The sequence below is a fragment of the Anaerotignum sp. genome (assembly GCF_030625865.1).
Taxonomy (GTDB): Bacteria; Bacillota; Clostridia; order Lachnospirales; family Anaerotignaceae; genus Chakrabartyella.
Map to the genome: position 1 here is coordinate 10,985 of NZ_DAOUQB010000021.1, position 22,269 is coordinate 33,253.

At 34.7% G+C, this 22,269-nt stretch carries 13 protein-coding genes and 3 pseudogenes; 14 read left to right on the forward strand and 2 right to left on the reverse strand.

Annotation, left to right across the window (positions count from 1 at the left end; genetic code table 11):
• Positions 1-423: 423 nt before the first annotated feature.
• From P9Q65_RS07540 to P9Q65_RS13435, 14 genes and pseudogenes are all read left to right on the forward strand, one after another.
• Entirely contained in the window at positions 424-4,053 is a 3,630-nt protein-coding gene (locus P9Q65_RS07540; RefSeq protein ID WP_304508771.1) for a helix-turn-helix transcriptional regulator, read from the forward strand.
• A 196-nt stretch (positions 4,054-4,249) separates the two neighbouring features.
• Positions 4,250-4,417: a hypothetical protein gene (locus tag P9Q65_RS07545; protein ID WP_304508772.1), complete on the forward strand. Its 168-nt coding sequence runs from the start codon at positions 4,250-4,252 to the stop codon at positions 4,415-4,417.
• A gap of 338 nt (positions 4,418-4,755) precedes the next feature.
• Positions 4,756-4,854, forward strand: a complete 99-nt coding sequence (locus tag P9Q65_RS13425) for a hypothetical protein (protein WP_442870841.1) — start codon at positions 4,756-4,758, stop codon at positions 4,852-4,854.
• 121 nt (positions 4,855-4,975) lie between these two features.
• Positions 4,976-6,991, forward strand: coding sequence for a transporter substrate-binding domain-containing protein (locus tag P9Q65_RS07550; protein ID WP_304508773.1), 2,016 nt, complete (start codon positions 4,976-4,978; stop codon positions 6,989-6,991).
• Positions 6,984-8,339, forward strand: coding sequence for a sigma-54-dependent transcriptional regulator (locus P9Q65_RS07555; RefSeq protein ID WP_304508774.1), 1,356 nt, complete (start codon positions 6,984-6,986; stop codon positions 8,337-8,339). The genes P9Q65_RS07550 and P9Q65_RS07555 overlap by 8 nt, the downstream gene beginning before the upstream one ends.
• Positions 8,340-8,525: 186 nt before the next feature.
• The gene (locus tag P9Q65_RS07560) at positions 8,526-9,983 is read left to right on the forward strand and encodes a Na+/H+ antiporter NhaC family protein (protein ID WP_304508775.1); all 1,458 of its coding nucleotides are present in this window, start codon (positions 8,526-8,528) and stop codon (positions 9,981-9,983) included.
• A gap of 15 nt (positions 9,984-9,998) precedes the next feature.
• On the forward strand, positions 9,999-10,304 hold the full coding sequence (gene ortA, locus P9Q65_RS07565; RefSeq protein WP_330695292.1) for a 2-amino-4-oxopentanoate thiolase subunit OrtA: 306 nt from the start codon (positions 9,999-10,001) through the stop codon (positions 10,302-10,304).
• Positions 10,304-11,722 carry a 2-amino-4-oxopentanoate thiolase subunit OrtB gene (gene ortB / locus P9Q65_RS07570; RefSeq protein WP_304508777.1) on the forward strand — a complete coding sequence of 473 codons (1,419 nt, stop codon included), beginning with the start codon at positions 10,304-10,306 and terminating at the stop codon, positions 11,720-11,722. The genes ortA and ortB overlap by 1 nt, the downstream gene beginning before the upstream one ends.
• 374 nt (positions 11,723-12,096) lie before the next feature.
• A pseudogene (gene tnpA, locus P9Q65_RS07575) lies at positions 12,097-12,301 on the forward strand (IS200/IS605 family transposase); the annotation flags it as partial.
• A pseudogene (locus P9Q65_RS13430) lies at positions 12,292-12,366 on the forward strand (hypothetical protein); the annotation flags it as partial. The pseudogenes tnpA and P9Q65_RS13430, both read left to right, overlap by 10 nt.
• Before the next feature lie 483 nt (positions 12,367-12,849).
• Positions 12,850-13,638 (forward strand): ABC transporter ATP-binding protein, encoded by a 789-nt coding sequence (locus tag P9Q65_RS07585; RefSeq protein WP_304508778.1) that lies wholly within the window; start codon positions 12,850-12,852, stop codon positions 13,636-13,638.
• A 2-nt stretch (positions 13,639-13,640) separates the two neighbouring features.
• Positions 13,641-15,308: an ABC transporter permease gene (locus P9Q65_RS07590; protein WP_304508780.1), complete on the forward strand. Its 1,668-nt coding sequence runs from the start codon at positions 13,641-13,643 to the stop codon at positions 15,306-15,308.
• Between the two features lie 580 nt (positions 15,309-15,888).
• Entirely contained in the window at positions 15,889-16,596 is a 708-nt protein-coding gene (locus P9Q65_RS07595) for a hypothetical protein (RefSeq protein WP_304508782.1), read from the forward strand.
• Positions 16,597-17,215: 619 nt separating this feature from the next.
• Positions 17,216-17,420 (forward strand): annotated as a pseudogene (locus P9Q65_RS13435) (transposase); the annotation flags it as partial.
• Between the two features lie 232 nt (positions 17,421-17,652).
• Here the strand turns inward: P9Q65_RS13435 and P9Q65_RS07605 are convergent.
• Both P9Q65_RS07605 and P9Q65_RS07610 read right to left on the reverse strand, forming a co-directional pair.
• Entirely contained in the window at positions 17,653-20,784 is a 3,132-nt protein-coding gene (locus tag P9Q65_RS07605) for an efflux RND transporter permease subunit (RefSeq protein WP_304508783.1), read from the reverse strand.
• A gap of 15 nt (positions 20,785-20,799) precedes the next feature.
• On the reverse strand, positions 20,800-21,990 hold the full coding sequence (locus tag P9Q65_RS07610; protein WP_304508784.1) for an efflux RND transporter periplasmic adaptor subunit: 1,191 nt from the start codon (positions 21,988-21,990) through the stop codon (positions 20,800-20,802).
• Between the last annotated feature and the right edge of the window lie 279 nt (positions 21,991-22,269).

The following is a 22,269-nucleotide window of genomic DNA, read 5'->3' on the forward strand; positions in this document are numbered from 1 at the left end:
TGCTGAGAGGAATATTCATTTGATAAAAGCAACTGGGATTTTAATAATTGATATAAAAATATAAGGATTTTTTCCGTCAATCATTTTTTTGATTGGCGGTTTTTTATTGCATTTGGTTTTTAATATTATAAATGTTATTGAATAATTTTGATAGAAAAAAATAATTATTGCAATATTTTGTAAATTATTGTATAATTTAGCAATAATATGGTAATTATCCCTATATTTATTTAGCTTGTTGAATTTGTATAAATAATGTTGGTTAAAATAAATGTGAATATTAGTTATTTTTTAGTGAATAAACACATAAAGGCCAAAGGTCGAATAAGTGTTAATTTTAATTGTTTATTAGTAAATTTTAATATAAAAAGCTATGAGGAGGAGAAAAGCAGATGTGATTTCGAAAGGAGAGTGGATTTTATAATGAAAAAAAGTAATGACAGTTTATTTGGTCGAGAAGAAGAAATAAAATTATTAAAAGAAATGATTATTAAGAGTACTAAAGGCAAACCCTGTTTGGCTTTTGTAAGTGGTTTATCGGGTAGTGGAAAAACTGCTTTAGTAAAATACGCTGTAAATACCATGAAAAAGGAAAAAGATATTTTTATTTATAGTAAATTTAATGAGCACAGCGCAAATATACCGTATGATCCTTTTATTCAGTTAGCAAGAGGATTAATTCAATATATGCTTTCAGTTCCAAAGATTGAAAAAGAAATAAATAAAAAAAAATTGGTAAAGATTATAGGACAAAATTCTCAGGCTTTGTTTTCTTTGATACCTGAGTTGGAATATATTTTTGATAATAAGGTTAAGGCAGGTAATATTGACGCCCAAAGATATAAAGGATATTTTGAATCAGTTTTTCAGAAAATTGTGAAAGAAATGGCGTTGAAAAATCATCCTATTATAATGTTTATTGATGATTTACAATGGGCGGATGAATCATCATTGAAATTAATTGAATATATTTGTGAGAATTTGAACAAGGAATGCTTTTTTTTGATATGTGCTTTCAGAGAATGTGATAAAATAAAAATACTCTCTGATAAGATAAGAAAAAATAATTCTAATTATTGCTTTGAGCAGATTTCTGTTACAAATTTTACATATTTGCAGACATATGAATATATTTCAAATTATTATGCAAAAATTGCAGATATCAATGATATTACCAATATTCTTTTCAAAAACACATTAGGCAATCCTTTTTATTTAAACCAGATAAAGTTGTATATAGAAAATAACCACATAATGTATAGTAATTATGAGGAGTTTCTAATTTCTAAGGATGTCATCGACATTATTATTGAAAAAATAATTGATTTACCTGATGAAACTAAAAAATGCTTAAATTATGCTGCAGTAATTGGAAATACTTTTTCTTTAGAATTATTGGCACAAGTTATGAATATTTCAAATCAAAATATTTTGCTATTGTTGGATAAGGCTTTTTTGGCTGGGATTATTATCCCAACAAAATCTTATAATGTTTTTGAATTTACCCATGATAAATTTAGAGAAACTCTTTTGCAAATGAGTGATGAGGTGAAACAATTATATTTAATAATAGGACGCAAGTCATTCCTTTATTATAAAGATAAATTAAATGATAGCATATTAATAAACATTTTGTATTATTTTGTCCAAGCGTTAGAATTAATTGAATGTGATGAAGAAAAAATTGAATTGAGCAGATATTTTTCTTTAGGTGCGAATATGCTCTTGAAAGCTTCAGCCTATATGGATGCATTATATTATTTTAAAATTGCAATAGAGTTAATTGAGGATAAAAGTTCAAATAACTGTTATTTGATATTGTTCGACGCTTATTTGGGATATGCAAATGCATTGTTTTTAGATGAGCAATATCAACAGGCAGAGGTAGCTTTTGAAACGGCATTGTCATATGCACAAAACAAAATTGACTGTGTGAAAGTATTAAAGAGTAAGGTGATGCTTTATTATTCTATTGGTGAAAACGAAAAAGCAATTAGGGTTGGAATAGAGGCTTTGGCCAAATTAGAAGTACGTATTCCTATAGAGCCATCTAAGAATAGAATCTTATTGGAAGTAATGAAATCTAAATTGTTTTTTAAAGATTTTCTTATAGAAAAAGATATAAATGAAATTTCTATTGAAAAAGAAATTCTCCTTGATTTATTAGTTGCATTAGTTGTTTCATCTACAATAGTAAACCCAAGGCTTTATTACATTTTGATAGCACGCATTACAGTTTTATCCATTAGATATGGTGACTTTGAATATGCTTCACTTGGCTTAAATGGATATGCCCTTATTTCCGGTGTTTTTTTAAATGACTATGAACAAGTTAAAAAGTTGAAACAAAAATCACAAGAAATACTTACCAAAATTGGTAGAAATAAGTTTGATTATTTAATCAATTTTATAAATGCAGGTTTTATAAATTATTGGGTAGATGATTGGCAAAATAATTTAGTTTGCTTTGATCGTGCGTATAATGCAGGAATGGAAATTGGTGAAAATTTATTTGCCGCTAATATTTTACCATTAAAGATTATTTTTTTATTCAATACGGGTTTGAATTTTGACAAACTAATCACAGAATCAAACAAAGCATACGAGCAGGCTATGAATATAAAAGCTATTAAAAATGCATACTTTATTTCATGTATGACAAAAGTTTTTCGTGCAATTAAGATACAACAAATTGAATATTTGGAAGAAGAAGAACTTGTTAGGCATTTTCAAAAAGAATATATAATGATGTATTTTCTTGCAAAAATGCAAATTTATTTTTTAAATGAAAAATATGACGAAGCACTGGAATTGGTTTTGGAAACGAACAAAAGAGAAGATGTGGTATTAATATTTTCTCATCATGTTGAATATTTATTCTATCAATCCCTTTTAATTACTTTATCGGATAATTGTAACGGGATGAAATATAAAGTGATTTTACATAATAATCTGAAAAAACTACAAAAATTATTTGAGAGTTGCCCTTTCAATTTTGCACACAAATTTTATTTAGTATCAGCAGAGATAATGCGCATAAAGGAAAAGTATGAGGAAGCTACTGATTTATATAAAAAAGCAATTAGTTCAGCTGCAGAGAGCGGTTTTATCCAGAATGAAGCAATTGCTTCGGAACTTGCAGGGAAATATTTTTATTCAGTTGGAGATTGGAAGCTGGCAGAAACATGCATAAATAACGCTTACTTGAAATATATGCAATGGGGCGCTGATGGAAAATTAAAAGCCTTAGAACAAAAATATCCGTATTTGGCTATGCAAAAAAGAAGTATGAATGTTTATAAATTAGAAATAAAAAAGAATAATTTGTACGATAGGGCTGCCGAAGCATTTAGAATTATAGTTGCAGAAAATGATTTCTACACTCTTTTCAATCGTCTTATGGATATTATATTTGATATTGCATCTGTGTGCAGAAGCTGTTTGCTTTTAGAGAAAAATGATGAATTACATGTTTTTTTAATGAAAAACAATAGGGATTCTTCTGCGGATTTTAACAAGTCTATACTTTATGAGCATAAGAATCTCCCAAAAAAAATGATTTATTATACTTTCAATACAAATGAAACTGTTAAAATTAAGTATTATCAAGAAAAAGGGATTTTTGTAAATGATTCATATATAAATGATAATCCAATGAAATCATTTTTTTGTTTTCCTCTGAGTATTCAAGATGTTTTGCTAGGCGTACTCTATCTTGAAAAAAACTCGGACTCAGAGGAGTGTTCTACTGAATGTATTGAAACAATCAAAACTTTATTATGTCATACACTATTGCTTGAGAAACTACATCATTCTATAAAATCCGTTGAGAACAAAAAAGTTGCTAATTACGTGGCAGTCGAGGAATTGACTGCAAGGGAAAAAGAGATACTTAGTTTTATAGCTTTAGGAAAGGCAAATAAAGAAATTGCTAATGAACTTGACTTATCAGTAAATACAATAAAAACCCATGTTTTAAGTATTTATGGCAAGTTAAATGTAAACAGAAGATCTCAAGCAGCTTTAATTGCCAAGGATTTAAATATAATCTAGGGAAAAGCTAATCAAAGTAAAATCGAGATTTGAAACAAAAGGGAATATTAGTTGTGAAATAAAATTCATAAAAACCTCAAAGAGAAATTATTGGAGAATATGGAAAAATGCTGTAACTGTATAATTTGCCAGTAGGGGATGGAATGGCTTAGGGCATGATACGACAGAACGATTATCTGAAATCAAGGCGGAGACGTTGGTATTTAATGGAATGTATGATGGTTCCATGCCTGTCAGCGTACAGGAAATTATGGTAAAAAACATTCCGAATTGTCGTGCTGAAGTGGTGGAACATGGACACGGTTCTTGGTTCTTTGATTCAAAGTTATGGGATATTGTAATTGAGTTTTTGAAAAAAGAATAAAGACAAAGCTTACCCCAATTACTTCTCTACCTCGATTTACCGATGATTTTTGGTAACAAAATGGAAACATCATTGGTAAACCGATGCATTGCAGGCTGAAAGACTTAGATTTTGACAGCGATAAGGATAAAGTTGATACCTATATGTATGATTCGGTAGAAAAGTGCACTTGTGTGAAGATAAATCATGAAATACCTCGTGCATGTATTAAAGAAAATTTTTTGTCCGTTGTAGATTTTATACTGTTAATATACAGAAATGGTAAAATATGAAAAGTGTGTACATGGAGATTCTAATAAAATTCTCGAGCAGTTAGATAAAGATATTTAAAAAGTGAGTTGAGCATAGAATTGCTTGATAAAAGTAATTACGAGTATGAAAATGTTAAAATGGACGTTAGCGTATATGATAAATATTTTACGATAAGTAGCAGTTGAGCAAGTTTAAACGTTACCGTTATTGACAGTGGAAGGCAAGTTTTTATATCTGCCATCAACATGATAATTACAATGAAGTTTATAGAGAGTTTTTCGTTAAAAAACTTTAGGAGGAATAGGGTTGCATAAATCAAGTAATAAAGAGGAAGCAAAGGTTTTCCTTGAAAATAAAAAGAAGATTCTTATTGATTTGGGCGTTTTTATTATGATTGTGGTAGCTATTTTCTTTATTTTTTTGGATGCGAAGAAGAATACATTTGAAAGGGACAAGCAAATAATTTTAGAAAGACATTTGAGTGAAAAGGATTATTTGGTTTACGGGGCAAATATCTGCTCCCCTCCATTAAGATTTCTTGATGAAGACGGGGTATATAAGGGTGTGGTTGTTGATTATATTTCCCTACTTTCCTTAGAATTGGGAGTAGAGATAAAAACGGAACCCTATGAATGGGAAGAAGCATTATGGAAGCTAAAAGAGGGAGAAACTGATTTTTGCGATATGTTTGTAAATGAGGAGCGAGCAAAAGATTATGTTTTTACAGAACCGATATATAATTTAAGAACGGTTTTGGCTGTAAAGGAAAAATCAAAATTCTCTTTTAAAGATATCAATGAAATGAAAATTGCAACTGAAAAAGGGGATTATGCAAATTACTATATCGAAAAAAACTTTCCAGAAGCGGATTTGATTTTTGTAGATAATGTTGGCGCTGGGATGGATTTACTTTTGCAAGGGCAGGTAGATGCAGTGATAGGAGATGAGCCTATCGTTTCTTACTATATTGGGAAAAAGAGTGCACAAATTAGGATGATAAACACTGCGCTGTATGAAGAACCTGTTGTATTGGGTATGCCTAGAGAAAATGCAGATTTATTACCAATTGTAAATCATGCCATTAAAGAGGTAAATAAGAAAGGGCAGTTAGAAAAGATACAGCAAAAGTGGTTTGGCATTTCAACCCCCTTAAAAGATGCAAACGGTGCAAAGAAATATATTCGATTGGGAATCATCAGCGTCGGTGCATTGCTAATATTGGTGGGTACGATTGCTGCAAATAACCATTCGTTGAAAAAACAAGTTCGTATTCGCACCAGGGAACTGGAGGCAAGTAGAAATGAACTGCAGTTGATTTTTGACAGTATCCCCGAATATATTTTTATGGTTGACCAGTTTGGGAACATTGTAAATGCAAACAAAGGCATATTAGAATATATCGGTTTAGACCGAGGCCTTTGTTTTGGGCAATATTGTGATATCATTTTGCATAAGTTTTCATTGGGATATGTTGATATAGTTTCTGAAGAGGAAGTTGCGCGGCATGAAAAAATACTTGTTAAAACAGGGAAAAGAATCTATGAGGTAAAAACCTATTCACTTACAGAGTTTGAAAGGGGAACTTTGATTACCCTGAGGGATATAACATTGGATGAGGTGAATAAGAAGCAATTGCTTCAGTCATCAAAAATGTTAGCTATTGGGCAGTTAGCCGCTGGGATGGCACATCAAATTAGGAATCCCCTTTCGATTATTCGAATGCATACATATATGCTTAGAGAAAATCAGAATATGGGTGAAACGGGTAAAAAATCTTTGAAATATATCGATGAAAATGTGCAAAAGGCAGGATGTATCATTGATAATGTTATGAATTTCTGGCGTGTGTCTGGAAATCAAATTGAAACCATTAACCTGTCAAAAAATTTGGGTGATATTATTTCTTTGCATGAAAACTTGCTAAAGAAAAAAGAGATTGAAGTAGAGATAGATTGTAATAGTGAGCTTTGGTTCCGTTGTAACGAGGAGGCGTTAAAACATATTTTAGTTAACTTAGTTTCAAATGCCATAGATGCCATGGAGCATCTTGGTAGGTTAACACTATTGGGTGAGAAGGTAGAAGATGGCGTGTTAATTCAATGTATAGATTCTGGATGTGGCATTGCAGAAGAGAATATGGAAAATTTATTTAATCCATTTTTTACGACAAAAGAGTTGGGTAAGGGTACCGGGCTCGGGCTATTTGTTGTGTATTCTGAGGTGGAAAAACTGTCGGGAAGTATTAAGGTTGAGAGCAAGATAGGGGAAGGTACTTGTTTTACCATCAAACTTCCGCTGGGAGAGGAGAATTTTGATGTCTGATTTATTTAAAATATTGGTGGTGGATGATGAGGCGGATGCAAGAGAGAGCATGCAAATGCTGTTGAACAGCGTTGGATACCAAGTTAAAACAGCGCAGAGTGTTGCACAAGCCTTAAATATTTTAGAGATGGAATATTACCCCCTTGTAATTACGGATATTATGATGCCTGGACTGAATGGCATTGAGCTTCTAAATAAAATAAAGGAATCCTACAAAGAAAACATAGAAGTCATTATGGTTACAGGGTATGGAAGTATTGAAACGGCGGTGCAAACTATAAAGTTGGGGGCCTTTAGCTATTTAATGAAGGGCTCAAAACCTGAAGAACTTTTGTTGGATATTAAAAAGGCTAAAAGCTTGATCGAGCTGAAAGCTGAACAATATCAAAATATAAAACAAAGAAATAAGAAATTTCATCTAACCAGCAAAAACTCAAAAATGCAAGAAGTTTGGGAGCTGGTTAACCGTGTTGCAGATTCTAATGCAAATGTATTAATTACGGGGGAAACGGGTGTTGGCAAGGAGATTGTTGCCGAAGAAATTCATCTGAGAAGCAGGCGCTCCAACAAGCTGTTCATTCCTCTAAATTGCCAAAACTACCCAGACAAATTGATTGAGTCTGAGTTGTTTGGGCATGAGAAGGGTGCGTTTACTGGCGCTGTAACAAAAAGAGTTGGGAAAATTGAGGCAGGCAATGGCGGTACAATTTTTCTTGATGAAATTGGAGAAATGAGTTTAGCCACCCAGGTAACCTTATTGCGGGTTTTGGAGGCAAAGCAGATTGAAAGGATTGGATCAAACAGATTGATTGATGTTGATTTTCGTCTTGTGAGTGCAACCAATAGAAATTTGCATCAAAGGGTTAAAGAAGGACTTTTTCGGGAGGACTTCCTGTATCGTATTAATACCATAGAGATTAAAATTCCGCCATTACGAGAAAGAAAAGAGGATATTCCAAGTCTAATAGATTTTTTTATACGAAAATATGTGGGTGATACAGGAAAGCATATCCAAAGAATAGACAAGGATACAGAAAAGTTTTTGATGGAATACGACTACTATGGCAATATTCGTGAAATGAAAAACATGATAGAGCGGATGGTTCTTCTCTCTAGGGATGGTATCCTTAGATTATCCGAGACCTTGGATGTGAGTGGGCCCCAAACAAGGAATGCAAGAGTTCCGCTTTTGCCCTATAAGGAGGCAAAGCAAAATTTTGAAAGACAGTATATATCCGCAATACTAGAATCTTGTGATAACAATATTTCTAGGGCTGCGGAAAAAATGAAGATGAGCAGGCGCCAGTTGTTTAATAAGATTCAAGAGTATAAAATCGAAACAAAATAAGCGTTGTGCATAATTTTGCTAGGAAAAAAATTTCCATATGGTTATTTTTTTCCTAGTTTCTTTTATATTTGAGAAAAGGAAACCTTGTAAAATCAAGGTTTCCTTTTTTTAAAATATTTGGCACGACTTTTGCTTCATTAATATAACGTAATCTTATTTCAAATATTTATTACAGGAGGAGAGAATATGGATTTAAACGAAAAGAAACTTGAGTTTTACGGAGGGACCTGGATATCATTTTTACCATTTATTGTGTTTTTGTCTCTAATTGTATTGACAACCTTTATATGGGGATCTATTTCCGACGGCGCTCTGTGGATTCCTGCTTTTGCAGCCATCCTTTTGCCCTTTTTTCTGGCAAAGGATAAGGCACAGTATGCTAATGTGGTTATAGAGGGTATGGCAAGTAAGGAGGCAATTATCCCTGTTGTATGTTGGATTTTTGCAGGTGTGTTCTCCAGAGTGTTACGTATGTCAGGCTTAGCAGATGGTGTTGCTGGAGTGGCAGCAGGGTTCGGTGTGGGTAGTATTGCTTTTGCAGTAATCACCTTTATCTCTTCTGCAATTCTTGCAACTGCTTCAGGGACTGGCTTCGGCACAATTGCAGCTGGCATGGGTGTTTTGTATCCAGCAGGTGTTGCTTTAGGTGGAAATCCTGCTTTATTGGCTGGGGCAATTATTTCCGGTGCAGCTTTTGGTGATAATTTAGCACCTGTCTCTGATACAACAATTTGTTCGGCAACCTCACAGGGAGTAGATGTACCCGGTGTTGTTCGTTCTCGTTTGAAATATGCCCTAACGGCAGGTGTTTTAACAATTGCATGTATTATTATTTATGGCATGGTTACTGGCTCAACAGAGGGTTCTGTCATTGAATATGCATATAATGCTAAAACATTATCTATGTTTATTCCTGTTGTAGCAACGATTTTTATTGCTATTAAAACAGGCGATATTATCATTGCAACAACCGTTGGTACTGTGATTGGTATCGTAGTTGGCTGTGGTTTTGGGTTGTTTGACTTTATTCAAATTGATGTGACCAACCCAAAAGTTCCAGCAATCATTTCTGTTTATGGTGAGGGGTTAGACCGTACAGTAGGCGGTGTGATTTACACTGGTATTAACAGTATGTTGCAGGTTTGTATTTTGGCTTTATTGCTCTTTGGCTCCATTAATATTATGCGTCGTGGTCGTGGCGATATCATGCTGTTAGATTCTTTAGGTAAAATAGCAAAAACACCTTTTAGTGCAGAATTAACCATTTCTTTAATGGTAGTTGTTCTATCTGGATTAATGGGCTTGAATGCTCCTGCAATTTTAGCAGTTGGTGCATCTTTTGCTAAGCCTTTATCTCGCAAGCACGGTATCAGCCCTTACCGTACTGCAAACTTAATGGATGCTCAATCTAATACATTGGTTTATTGTTTACCATGGACACCGGCAATGATTTATACTTTAGGGTTTGCCGCTGATGGCGCTGCACCTCTGACAGCATTACAGATTATGCCTTGTGTATTCTACTGCTATATAATGCTGGTGGTAATGATTGTCACAATGTTTTTAGGTATTGGGCGTAAAGACTATATGGATAAATTGCCTGATGAGATACAGGCAGAGTATGAAGTAGCACAGAGTTTATAAAAAGGGAGTGTAGAAATGATATCAGCAAAAAAAGGTGATTGGGTACAAGTTGAAAACATTGTTTTACCAGCAGGTCACAGAGCACCTCAGGTACCTGAGGACACCCAAAAGTGTGACTTAAAAATGTGGGTAAAAGGTGAAGCACTGCAGGATGCAAAAGAGGATGAAGAACTTGAGGTGAAAACCACTACAGGAAGAATTGTAAAGGGTAGATTGGTTGAGGTAAATTCCAGATATGTTCATGACTATGGTGAATTCCAGCCAGAACTTCTGAAAATTGAACATCAGTTAAAAGAAATTTTGTTTGGAGGTGAAAAATAATGGCTAAGGATATGTCTTATGAGGCTTTAAATGCAAGAAAAAATGAAATCATGAAAGCAGCTATGCAAATTAGCTATGAAGATTTTGAACTAGCAGGAATTGGTTTTAATTATGAAAAAATGATGGATGAGGTTGGTTATTCCATCGAAGAGATGCGCAAGATGCAGTTGGAAAACGCAGTAGGAAATACCCCTTTATTAGAAATGCGCAATCTGACAGCTCTGGCAAGAAAATACGCACCTGCAGGTAAGGGTGCCCGAATTCTTGTGAAGGATGAAGCTTGCAATGCCTCAGGCAGTTTTAAAGCAAGAAGAGCAGCAATAGCAGTTCAGCAGGCAAAGAAGCTTGGTTACAAAGGTGTGATTGCTGCAACAAGTGGAAACTACGGAGCTGCTGTTGCTGCGCAAGCGGCGATGAATGGATTAAAGTGCATTGTTGTGCAAGAATGCTATGATAATGATAAAATTGGACAGCCTGAAATTTTGGAAAAACAGCGTATTTGTGAGGCATATGGCGCAGAAGTGGTTCAGCTTACCGTCGGGCCTGAATTGTTTACAACATTCCTTGGGCTATTGGAAGAAACCGGATATTTTAATGCTTCATTATATACACCTTTTGGCATTGCGGGAGTAGAAACACTGGGTTATGAATTAGCAGAACAATGCAGACAGCGTTATGGAAAAGATCCAGATGTCGTTGTTTGTACCAATGCAGGCGGTGGTAATTTAACAGGTACAGCCAGAGGGTTAATCAAAGCAGACGCAACAAAAACACAGGTGGTTGGTGCCAGCATTGACTTAAAGGGCTTACATATGGCTTCAAATGGAGATTTCAACAAAAAATCTTGCACCACAGGTCATACTGGTTTTGCAATTCCTTTTGTAACATGGCCTGACCGTTCCGATTGCCCTAGAAATGCAGCCAGAACGCTACGATATATGGATCGTTATGTAATTGTGAAGCAAGGTGAAGTATTTTATATTACGCAGGCATTGGCGGTTTTGGAAGGCTACGAAAGAGGACCTGCGGGAAATACATCTTTGACTGCAGCGTTTGTGTTGGCACAGGAAATGAATGAAGATGAAATCATTATCGTTCAAGAGACAGAGTATACAGGTGCTGGCAAACATACTATGCCTCAGTTAACTTTTGCAAAACAAAATGGAGTTGATGTTCTGTTTGGGGATCCTGATAACGAAATACCTGGTAAAACCTTAGTATTCCCTGAAGACCCTGGAATGATTAAGGCAAGAGAATATGACTTATCTAAGGCAAAAAAGTCATATATTCATAATTGTGTGAAAAACTATGACATGGCTACTGCTTCTGAAGAAGATATAAACTATATTATGGATGAAATTAAGGAGAGCAGAGAGTTTGTGCTTGCTGAATTAAAGGGAGCTGGAATTACAATATAAAAACTTTGCAACAGATTTTACCTAAAGTAAGGAATAAAGTTGTATTAGCTTTATGGCAATGCTGTACATTAAGAAAAAATCAAATTCCCAAAAACATTTTTAGAATAAAATAAATGGTTCTTTAAATTCAATTCAGGGCTACTAAAGCTTTTTCTTATTCTTTTAATATTGACGAAACCCCTTCCCAAGTCCCCCCCTCGAATGATATCGAGGGGGGCTATTAAATTAGGACTTTAGTAAGGAAAGACTGCGAAGCAGGCTTTAACAACCGCCCGCTCTGCGGGTGAGATTAAAGCTTAAGCGAAAAGCACATCCTTGATGTAAAATAGAAGTGCTCAAGCCAATAAATGTTATAGAAGAAAGGATGATGCTTTATGGCAAACAGTTTAGCACACACAAAATGGTTATGCATGTATCACATGGTTTTTACACCGAAATATAGACGAGACAATATATTATGAATTACGGGAAGACATACAGAAAATAATAAAGGATTTGAAAGACGTAGAAATTTTAGAAGGACATATGATGCCAGATCATGTTCATTTGCTAGTAGAGATACCACCTAAAAGACAGGTGCACCTTGTAGGACAGAAAGAACAGCAAAATATAATAGACTATTGAGAATTGAAAATTATTTATAATGTATGGTTGTTATTGGAATCTTTTAATTAGGTAGAATCATAATCGGGAAGTAATCTTTTCTGATTTGTCCGAAAAGGAAATTAATCAGATTTATACAAATGAAAAATACTTTGACACCAAGTGGATTTTTAATGTTTTAGGTCTTGAAGTGATTGTTGCAGATGATGTGTTCTACTATTCAGTACCGAAGAACAAGTACGTTGCGACAGCTAAAAAATTTTATGGAAGGAGATATCTATGAGCAATAAGACAAGAATTAGTCATATGCTATGAGAAAGCTTATGTAACAAATCTTCGCTGATTGAATTGTAAAAAAAATGAAATAGTATATTGGGGATTTTTATGTTACTCTTAAATAAATTGCATGTTTCTTTTTTGGAATTTAAGGAATATTTTGGTTATAAGATTAGCAAAAAAACGTTCTTGTATACAATTTGATTTAGATTTAAGGAATACTGTAGGAAGGAAAAGGAGAAAAACTTATGAATTCATTAAGCGAATCACTGATTTCTATTAAAGATCTCAGAATGAATTTTGGAGATAAGCAGGTTTTAAAAGGAATTAATCTGGAGATACAAGGTGGACAAATAATTGGTTACATAGGCCCGAATGGGGCTGGAAAAAGCACGACTGTGAAAATTTTATTAGGAATTTTAGACAGATTTCAAGGTCAAGTAAAAGTGTTTGGAGAAGATATATCATCGGGAAGTGTCAAATATAAGAAAAAAATCGGCTACGTTCCTGAAGCAGCAGAGATGTATGATACGCTTACTGTGCAGGAATATCTTACTTTTATTGGAGAAATATATGGGTTGGATTTTGAAATCGTAGACAGTAAGGCCAAAAGGCTAATGGAGCTGTTTGGTATAGGCGGGTTTTATAACAATAGGATATCTTCGTTCTCGAAAGGGATGAAACAAAAGGTTCTTATTATCGCAAGCCTTCTTCACAACCCTGACATTTTATTTTTTGATGAACCCTTAAGCGGGCTGGATGCAAATAGTGTAATGATTTTTAAAGAAATTATTGCAGAGCTTGCAGCACAAGGGAAAACGATTTTTTATTCATCACATATATTAGAAGTTGTTGAAAAGATTAGTGATAGAATCATTCTTATTAATGATGGTCAAATTGTAGCAGACGGTACGTTTTTAGAACTGCAGAAAAAAAGCAGTGAAGGCTCACTTGAAGAAATATTTAATCAGCTGACAGGCTTTAATCAATATAAGGAAATCGCTAATGAATTTATTTCAGTTCTAAAAGAGGGGTAAAAATGAAAGAATTTACTATTTTAAAATTTTTAGATAAAATTAAGTTTATTTTCAAATTTGCTGGAATTGATTATCCGTTATTGAGAAAAATTCTGCAAATTAAATTTGTTATGGATGAACGAAGAGTGCCCACAATCATGATGAATGGAAAAAATCATAATGAATCCAATTCTTTTAAATCAGGATTACTGATTTACGCATTAATGGGTATTTTTATTGGGATTTTTATGTTGCCTCCATTTCCATTGTTTTTAAAAATGAATATTATAATAGGTATGCTTATGTTTATGATTATGACAACTATGATTTCGGATTTTTCTTCGGTGCTTCTTGATATTGATGATAAAAACATACTTTTGCCAAGACCGATAGATGCCAAAACATTAAGTGCTGCAAAATTAATTCATATCGTTGTTTATCTTTTTAGCATAACATTGGCCATAACAGCGGGAGCGCTCATTATAGGCTTATTTCGTTATGGATTTTTGTTTTTTCTTGTTTTGCTTTTTGAAATTATACTGATCTGCGGATTTGTAATTTTGTTTACATCACTTTTCTACTATGTAATTCTTACTGTTTTTAGCGGCGAAAAGTTAAAAGATATCATTAACTATTTCCAAATTATCTTGACAATTTTCATGACAATTATGTATCAGTTTATAGGACGAATATTTAATTTTACCGATCTGAATATAAGCATACCCCTACATTGGTGGCATATATTGCTACCCTCAGCATGGTTTTCGGCTCCTTTTAGTATTTTTATTGAGCATGACTATAATAGCCATTATGTTTTACTTAGTGTTGTTGGAGTCATTGTGCCAATCATAGCTATAACGCTATATGTTATTGTTGTTGCACCTCGGTTTGAAAGGAATCTTCAGAAACTTAACAGTGACAGCTCAAAGAGAACGACAATGGAAAAAGCATCCCTGCGACGAACGGTATCTGATATTATTTGTCATAATCCAGTTGAGAAAGCCTTTTTTAGATTTACGTTGCAAATGTTAGACAATGAAAGAAAATTGAAACTTAGGATATATCCTAATATGGCTTTGGCGGTTATATTTCCGTTTATTTTCTTGCTTAGCTTGTTTGGTGGTATGGAGTCTTTTTCGGATACATATGCGGAAATATCGCAAGGAAGGTACTATCTTTATTTGTACATCTCAGTTGCTTTACTTGCTGCAATGTTTCAGTTGATTAGTTTAAGCCAAAATTACAAAGGCGCATGGATTTATAAGGTGCTCCCGGTTGACAATCCGGCGGTGGTATTAAGGGGTGCGTTGAAAGGTTTTTTGTATAAATACATTGTGCCAATTTTTTTGCTTATTAGCTTGCTTTTCATTAGCATTTTCGGATTGAAAATTTTACCGGACTTGGCTTTGATTTTTCTTAACATGTTGATATTAATGCTTGCCATTTTTCACTTTTCAAAGAAAGAATTGCCTTTCTATAAAGAGTTTCAATATGCCCAGAATGGTAGCAGTACGGCTATAATATTTCTTATGTTTGCGTTATGCGGTGTAACTGCGGGTATTCACTTTTTAGCATTAAAGTTTTCCCCCTTTGGTTTAGCGTTAAACATTGGAATGTCTTTGATAATTGTAATACTTTTATGGCATTTTAGCTTTAATATTTCGTGGAAAGACATAGAGGATACTGAATAAAGGATGGGAAAGCAAAGTTATAAACGAAATATATTAATATAAGAGTTATTGGGTATGAACGCAAATTTTTGATTTTTTTACGTACATATCCTTTTTTGTTATGATTTCGTTACGCATGAAAAAGTAAAAAAATGGTAAGGTTTGTTAAAAAAATTGGGAGACCAAACGGCTGTCTAAGTAAAATTTCAAAGTGAAAATGAAAGAAGGGAATAGCTGTATTTTGTGTATCTCATGGTAGTAGACGACGGAATCATCTCTATACTTTGGAGTCACTTTTTCAACACTTACGGAGCTAGATTATGAGATTCAACAAATGTTTGAAAATCAACAACTTGTTTCTGAAATTTTTGATGCAACCAATATTTTGGTTTATATATCTTGTGATCATGATACATCAATGCAAGTTATTAATAAAATCGCATCTCAATTAAGCAACATGTTAAATCGGAAGTACAGATGAAAATAGGGTATGGAATAAGTGATGGTGGAGAAACGATACAGGTCTATATAGTGGGAAGCAGCAATACAAAATGATAGATATTGCCGTAAAGTTTTTTAGATATGGAAGGTATGAAAAATTATGGGGAAATTAAATTATAATGATGATATACCTTATTTGGAAAATCAGTTATTTAGTAGATGGAAAGAGCAACGAAATTATGAATATTTTGTAAAGGATGGAGTTTTTAATCCCCAGATATGGAAAAAACAAAAGATTAAGATTACATTTGTATTAAAGGAAGCAAATTGGATGAATGAAAATGTTGATATGAAAGAATGGATTTTATCCGAATCAAGTGCCACATATTGGAAAACATGGAACAATGTTTCAAGATGGACGAAGGGAATTTTAGAAGGTGGAGAGTACCCCGTTCATGTTTCTAAAAAAGACAAAACGGATTGGCTTAGCAGAATTAGCTTTATAAATCTAAAAAAGGTCGGTGGAAATAGTAAGGCCAATAATAAGGAAATACGTCAATATGCAATAAGGGACGCCAAATACCTTTTAGAGCAACTCACAATATATTGTCCGGATATTATTATTTGCTGTGGTCGTGGGACGGGAAAAAATGCTGACTTATTATATGAGGAAATACTGGATAAAAATACCTTGTCACAATGGCAGATACCAATAAATGGATTTAATTATTTTTATACTCACTTTCCTGGAAAAGAAAATAGAACACCGGTTATTTCGTTTTATCATCCTCAAAGAATAGCAAGCCATGCAACTTTTGAAAAATGGTATGAAGATATATGTTTTATAGCAGAAAAATTGATGTGTTGATGGCTTATGACTTAGAAGTCAATTTTTATTATACAAAGATGCGTAGTGGGCGATCCCTTTGTTTGTCGAGGGTTTTTAGTGAATGTATAATAAAGGAAATCATTTCGGGGAGTGTTTTGCAATGAGGAAACAAGAATTATTTAAAGTGGAACAGTATGCGGATATGGCACTTTATTATCTTGGATTACGACACATGTCTTTTGACATGTTACTAAATAAATGCAATCCATATGAAATTGTTCAGCAGTCAATTAAAAATTACTCCATTAATTTTATTGAAAAAAGATTTCTTTGAATTTGAAGCGTTTGATGGTATTGTTGTAAGTGATGAAAATGGCTGGGGTTTTTGATTGAACAAATTCTATCAAACTGTATAAAATATACAGCGAAAGGCACTATATCAATTGACTACATTGATTCAAATCATAATACGTATAGCAATGATAAACTGAATCATGCATTTGTGGTGACTTTTTTTAGATTCTGTATTTCGGATTCTGGAAGATAGGTTATAATTAATTGGGTAAAATCAATTTTATAAAAATAGACATGGTCTATAGTCGTTTAATAAAATAAAGCCATCACAGCCAAATCTCACAAAAGAGGCTATAGAACATGTCTGAAAAACATTATACAATTAAATCAGGAACTTATCCATAAATTAGGAATTCATCCATAACGAATTGAAAGATTTAGTGCGTAACTGCTTTGAGGAAACGCTTAACACTATGCTTGACCATGAGGCTGATGAACTCGTTAATGTTGAGAAATATGGACGTTCAGGTGAGCATAAAGGATATCGCTCTGGTTATTACAGCCATAATGCGCCCCCACCTTTTTGTATATTGTGACATGTTGTACCCTCATTGAATAGGTGGGAGTGGTTCAAAAAGTGTTATGTATTGTGGGGAAATAAAATCTGTTAGTTGGCCATCCATTTTTTGATAAAATGTTGTATTACTTCAGTGTCTAAGTTGCAATGGGAAGCGGGGGAAACGGCACCATTACTAACAATAGCCTTATTTTACAATTCTTTCTGCCTGATTTTTTGCTAAATCAGCAACATTCCTTTTCTACTTCAAAAGGACTTGCTTTTTCTTTTAATTTAAGTTTCTTCCTAAAACCAACTGAAATTCTATCGAAGAAAATGTATAGAAGTGGCACAACTACCAAAGTTAGGAAGGTAGATGTCGTCAAGCCACCTGCAATAACCAGACCCATTCCACGAAGAGTTTCACTGTTGGCACCGGTTGAGAAAATGATAGGGAACTGCCCTAGAATTGTCGTCAGTGCTGTCATAAGGATAGGGCGGATTCTGGTTGGGCAGGCTTTCAATACGGCTTCCGTCAGTTCCATCCCGTCACGGTTTCGTAAAATTGTGATATAGTCGATTAAAACGATACCATTGTTTACAACGATGCCTACAAGTACGAGACAGGCAATCAGTGCCATCATACTAATGGGTTCACCGGTAATGAAAAGAAGGAAAATTGCTCCGGTGAATGCCATGGGAACTGTAAACATGATAATAAACGGATTGATTAAAGATTCAAACTGAGCCGCCATGACCATATAAACAAGCGCAATGGCAAGAATGATAACCAACCCTATGGAAGAAAAGACCTGATTCATCATTTCATTCGTACCGCCCAGCTTAATCGTATATCCATCTGGCATGCTAAGCTGAGAAATTAGCTGTTGGACATCATCGTTGACACTTCCTGTATCTCTGCCAAATATGTCACAAGAAACTGTTACATATCTGCGCTGATCCGTTCTGCTGATGGAGGAGGGTACGTCTTCCATGGTAATATCTGCCAATGCTGACAAAGGCAATGTTGTTCTTGAGCCTGTAATAATTGACATATCTTGAATATTTGACAGGCTGGATGTATTTTCTTCCGGGAAGGTAATACGGATATCCATTTCTGTCCCATCTACTTTCAATGTGGTTGCCGTATATCCTGAAATCGTATTACTTACTTGACTTGCAATATCGGAACCTGTTAATCCATATTGTCTTGCTCTGTCTTTATCAATTTTTAACCCTACCTGGGTATCCTGTTGCTCTAGAGAGCTTGAAACCTGTCTTACACCTTCTATTTGTACCAGCTGAGTTGCAACTTGCTCGCTGATTTCAGACAGTTTATCTGTATTATCACCATAAATTTCTACAGAAACGCCGCCGCCCATCATGGAAGCCATATGACTACTTGCAGAAACAGTAATCTGAGCCCCTGCAATATTCTTTGTCATATTTCTTACTTCTTCTACGATTTCTTCAGTACTTTTTGTTCTATCATTTTTATCTACCAAGGTACAACTAATACTGCTTTCGTCACTACTGCCTCGCATAGAAGATCCACCTGAAATGGAAACATTTATGGATGACATTTCTGGTATTTGCTCTAACAATTCCTCCACTTGTAGAGAAAGTTCGTTAACAGCCTCTAATTTGCTTCCCTTGGGTGCTTCAACCGTAACGCTGAAAGTACCTTCATCAGAGGAGGGCATTAGTTCCATTCCTACACAAGGTATCATTCCCAGGGAAATCACAAAGACTAAAAGAACACAAAATAATGTTCGTTTTTTGTGCCAAACAGCCCACTTTAAAAATTTTGCATAAACATTATCCAGCTTTTTCACACCTTTATCAAAGGCATTTAGCAGTGTATTGATAAAATTTAGCTGCTTTGGCGCTTTATTTCGATGAATATTATTTACATAGTTTCCTGCCAACATAGGAACTACAGTCATAGAAGTTACTAGGGACATTGTCAGAGAAAATACGATTGCCAACGCTAAATCTTTCATCATTTGAATCAACATTCCCGAAACAAAAATAAAGGGAATAAAGACTACGACTGTTGTCAATGTAGACGCAATAATGGAGGAACGAATTTCTCGTCCAGCTCTATAGGTACCTTTGATTTTTCCGTATCCTAAGGTTGATCTATAGCGATAGATATTTTCCAACATAACGACAGAATTATCTACCAGCATACCAACACCTACGGAAAGACCGCCCAGAGAAATCAGATTCAACGAAGTACCTGAAAAATACAGCAATACAAAGGTACCAATAATAGATATGGGCATAGAAACGGCAATAATGCCTGTTAACTCAATGTTTTTCAGAAAAACAAAGAGTACCACGATTGATAAAAATGCACCAACAAAAATATTTTTTACTACATTCATGATTGAGTTTTCAATGACACTACCGGACTCATCTACAATGCTGATTATAATATTAGGGTATTCTTTAGAAAGAGTTTCCACTTCTTTTTTAATGTTGTTAACAGTAGTAACTGTATTGCCATCGCTGCTTTTTGTAACAGAGATGGAAACACATGAATTACCGTTATAACGGCTAATAGAATTTACTTCCTTTTCAATTTCGTTGATATCTGCAATATCTTCAAGCTTTAATACGGTTCCATTTGCAATTTGAATGGGAGTTTTCCTAATATCGTCAATACTTTCCATCTGCAATTTGCTGCTGATTGTCATCTCTTTCTGACCATATTCAATAGAACCGGCAGACTGATCACTGTTTTCTTGTGTTAGCACCTGTCCAATGGATGACATAGTTAGCCCCAGCCCCTCCAAGCGCTCTGGAGAGATTTCAACTGTAATTTCTTTTTCGGTACCACCAACAACATCTACAGAGGCAACACCTGACTGTCTTTCCAGACAAGGCTGAACGGTATCTTCTGCGAAATCCTTCAATTCATCGGTAGTCATACCATCGGCAGCTACAACGAGGGTTGCAATAGGCATTGCATTCATATCCATTTTCATGATAGTGGGAGAACCACAATCATCAGGTAGGGAAGATTCTATTGAGCTCAGCTTTTCTTGCATATCAGTGATGGCCGTGTCCAGATCTGTACCATAATCAAATTCCACAGACACTCTGGAACTGCCTTCGGAGGAGGTAGATGAAATAGAATCAACATTTTCCACGTTGGCGAGCACACTTTCGATTTTTTTTGTGACTAGGCTTTCCACTTCTTCGGGGCCTGCGTCTTTATATGTAGTCATAATCATAACCATAGACATATCTGTTTCTGGTGTAAGCTCCATTTCCATTTTTGTGATGGAAACAAAGCCCAAAATTAAGACAATAAACATTACCATCATAATGGCCACAGGCCGTTTGATTGAAATTTTTGTAATATCCAAGCTATATCCACTCCTTTACTGGCGAACTTCGGATTCAGACTGGTTTTCCTGTTCTTCCGTGACGGTTTCAGCTTCATCGCCAGTGATATTTACTTGGCTGCCCTCTGAGAGAAAATCTTGTCCTTTTGTAACTACCGTATCACCAATAGATAGCCCATTTGTGATTTCTATGTAATCATTATTTTTTAAACCTGTTTCTACACCTATTTTATGCGCAATGTTACTTTCATCGATTGTAAAAACATACTGCTCTCCGTTCTTTTCCAGCACGGTATTCAAAGGAACAGAGATTACATTATCATTTTTTTCCACAACAAGTTCCACATTGGCAAACATACCGGGCTTTAATGTCCCGTCGGGATTGGGTAGCGCAGCTTCAACTAAATACAGACCGGTGGTGCTGTCTGCGGCAGTTGACACGCCTGTGACACTCGCTGTTATGGGGGTGTCAGATACGGCTGATACTGTTACATAAACAGTGGAACCTTGCCTAATCAGATTGATAACGTCTTCTGACACTTGGAAGGACACCTTCAGGTTATCCATATTCACCAGTGTCAATGCGGGGCTTTGCGTACTGGCAGTGCTGCCTTGTGCAATATCCAGGCTGCTTACAATACCGCTGATTTCTGCTTTTACTTTTGTATCGCTTAACTCTTTTTGGGCACTTTCTAAAGATGCAGATGCACTGTATTCTAGATTTTTTTCAGCAGTATCTAACTGGAGTTTTGCCTGATCAACATTTGATTGCGCATCATCCAATTCATTTTGAGAAGCCGCGCCAACGTTATATAGCTTTTGTGTTTGCTCCAATGTTTTTAACAAATCATCGTATTTTATTTTGTAGGAATCTATACTGGATTGTGCTGTATTGTACGAGCCTTGCGCCTGTTGAACTTGTATTTTTGCATTGGTATTATCGATTTCAAACAGGATTTGACCTGAGTGCACCTCATCACCTAGGCTTACGTACAAATTCTTCACTGTCCCTGACGTCTGAGGAATTATGGAAATTTCCTGTTCGGCTGATACTTTGGATGATATGCTGACATACCGTTCGATGGATTGAGGGGCTATTTCTTCCGTCTCCACAGCAATAGCTACTGTATTTTGGCCTGTTGCACCTACAGGCTTACTGGATCCACAGCCAGTACACAATAAGCCGGAGCAGATTGCCGCTGTTAAAACGTAGGTTGCTTTTTTCATGATTTCCTCCTTTTATTTCCTTGAATTTTGAAAGTGCATTAAAATAATATAAGAACTGCGCTTCTGTTCAAGGGCATTTCAATATTAAACTTTAGTGTAAGTCTATACAGATTACTTAAACTGAATATCAACCAAATATCAACTTAATATGAACTTTCCAATTAAATATTTATTAGAATTTTAATAATTAAATAAATTCTATTAATTTTATTTTTTGTTAATATTAAATTGATACTATTGTATTATAATGATAAATTATGGAGAAAGAGAGGGAATGAA

Excerpts from the sequence above, each read along its gene's own strand:
- P9Q65_RS07540 (WP_304508771.1), top strand. The coding sequence starts at position 424 with ATGAAAAAAAGTAATGACAGTTTATTTGGTCGAGAAGAAGAAATAAAA.
- P9Q65_RS07555 (WP_304508774.1), top strand. The coding sequence starts at position 6,984 with ATGTCTGATTTATTTAAAATATTGGTGGTGGATGATGAGGCGGATGCA.
- P9Q65_RS07560 (WP_304508775.1), top strand. The coding sequence starts at position 8,526 with ATGGATTTAAACGAAAAGAAACTTGAGTTTTACGGAGGGACCTGGATA.
- ortA (WP_330695292.1), top strand. The coding sequence starts at position 9,999 with ATGATATCAGCAAAAAAAGGTGATTGGGTACAAGTTGAAAACATTGTT.
- ortB (WP_304508777.1), top strand. The coding sequence starts at position 10,304 with ATGGCTAAGGATATGTCTTATGAGGCTTTAAATGCAAGAAAAAATGAA.
- P9Q65_RS07585 (WP_304508778.1), top strand. The coding sequence starts at position 12,850 with ATGAATTCATTAAGCGAATCACTGATTTCTATTAAAGATCTCAGAATG.
- P9Q65_RS07590 (WP_304508780.1), top strand. The coding sequence starts at position 13,641 with ATGAAAGAATTTACTATTTTAAAATTTTTAGATAAAATTAAGTTTATT.
- P9Q65_RS07595 (WP_304508782.1), top strand. The coding sequence starts at position 15,889 with ATGGGGAAATTAAATTATAATGATGATATACCTTATTTGGAAAATCAG.
- P9Q65_RS07610 (WP_304508784.1), bottom strand. The coding sequence starts at position 21,990 with ATGAAAAAAGCAACCTACGTTTTAACAGCGGCAATCTGCTCCGGCTTA.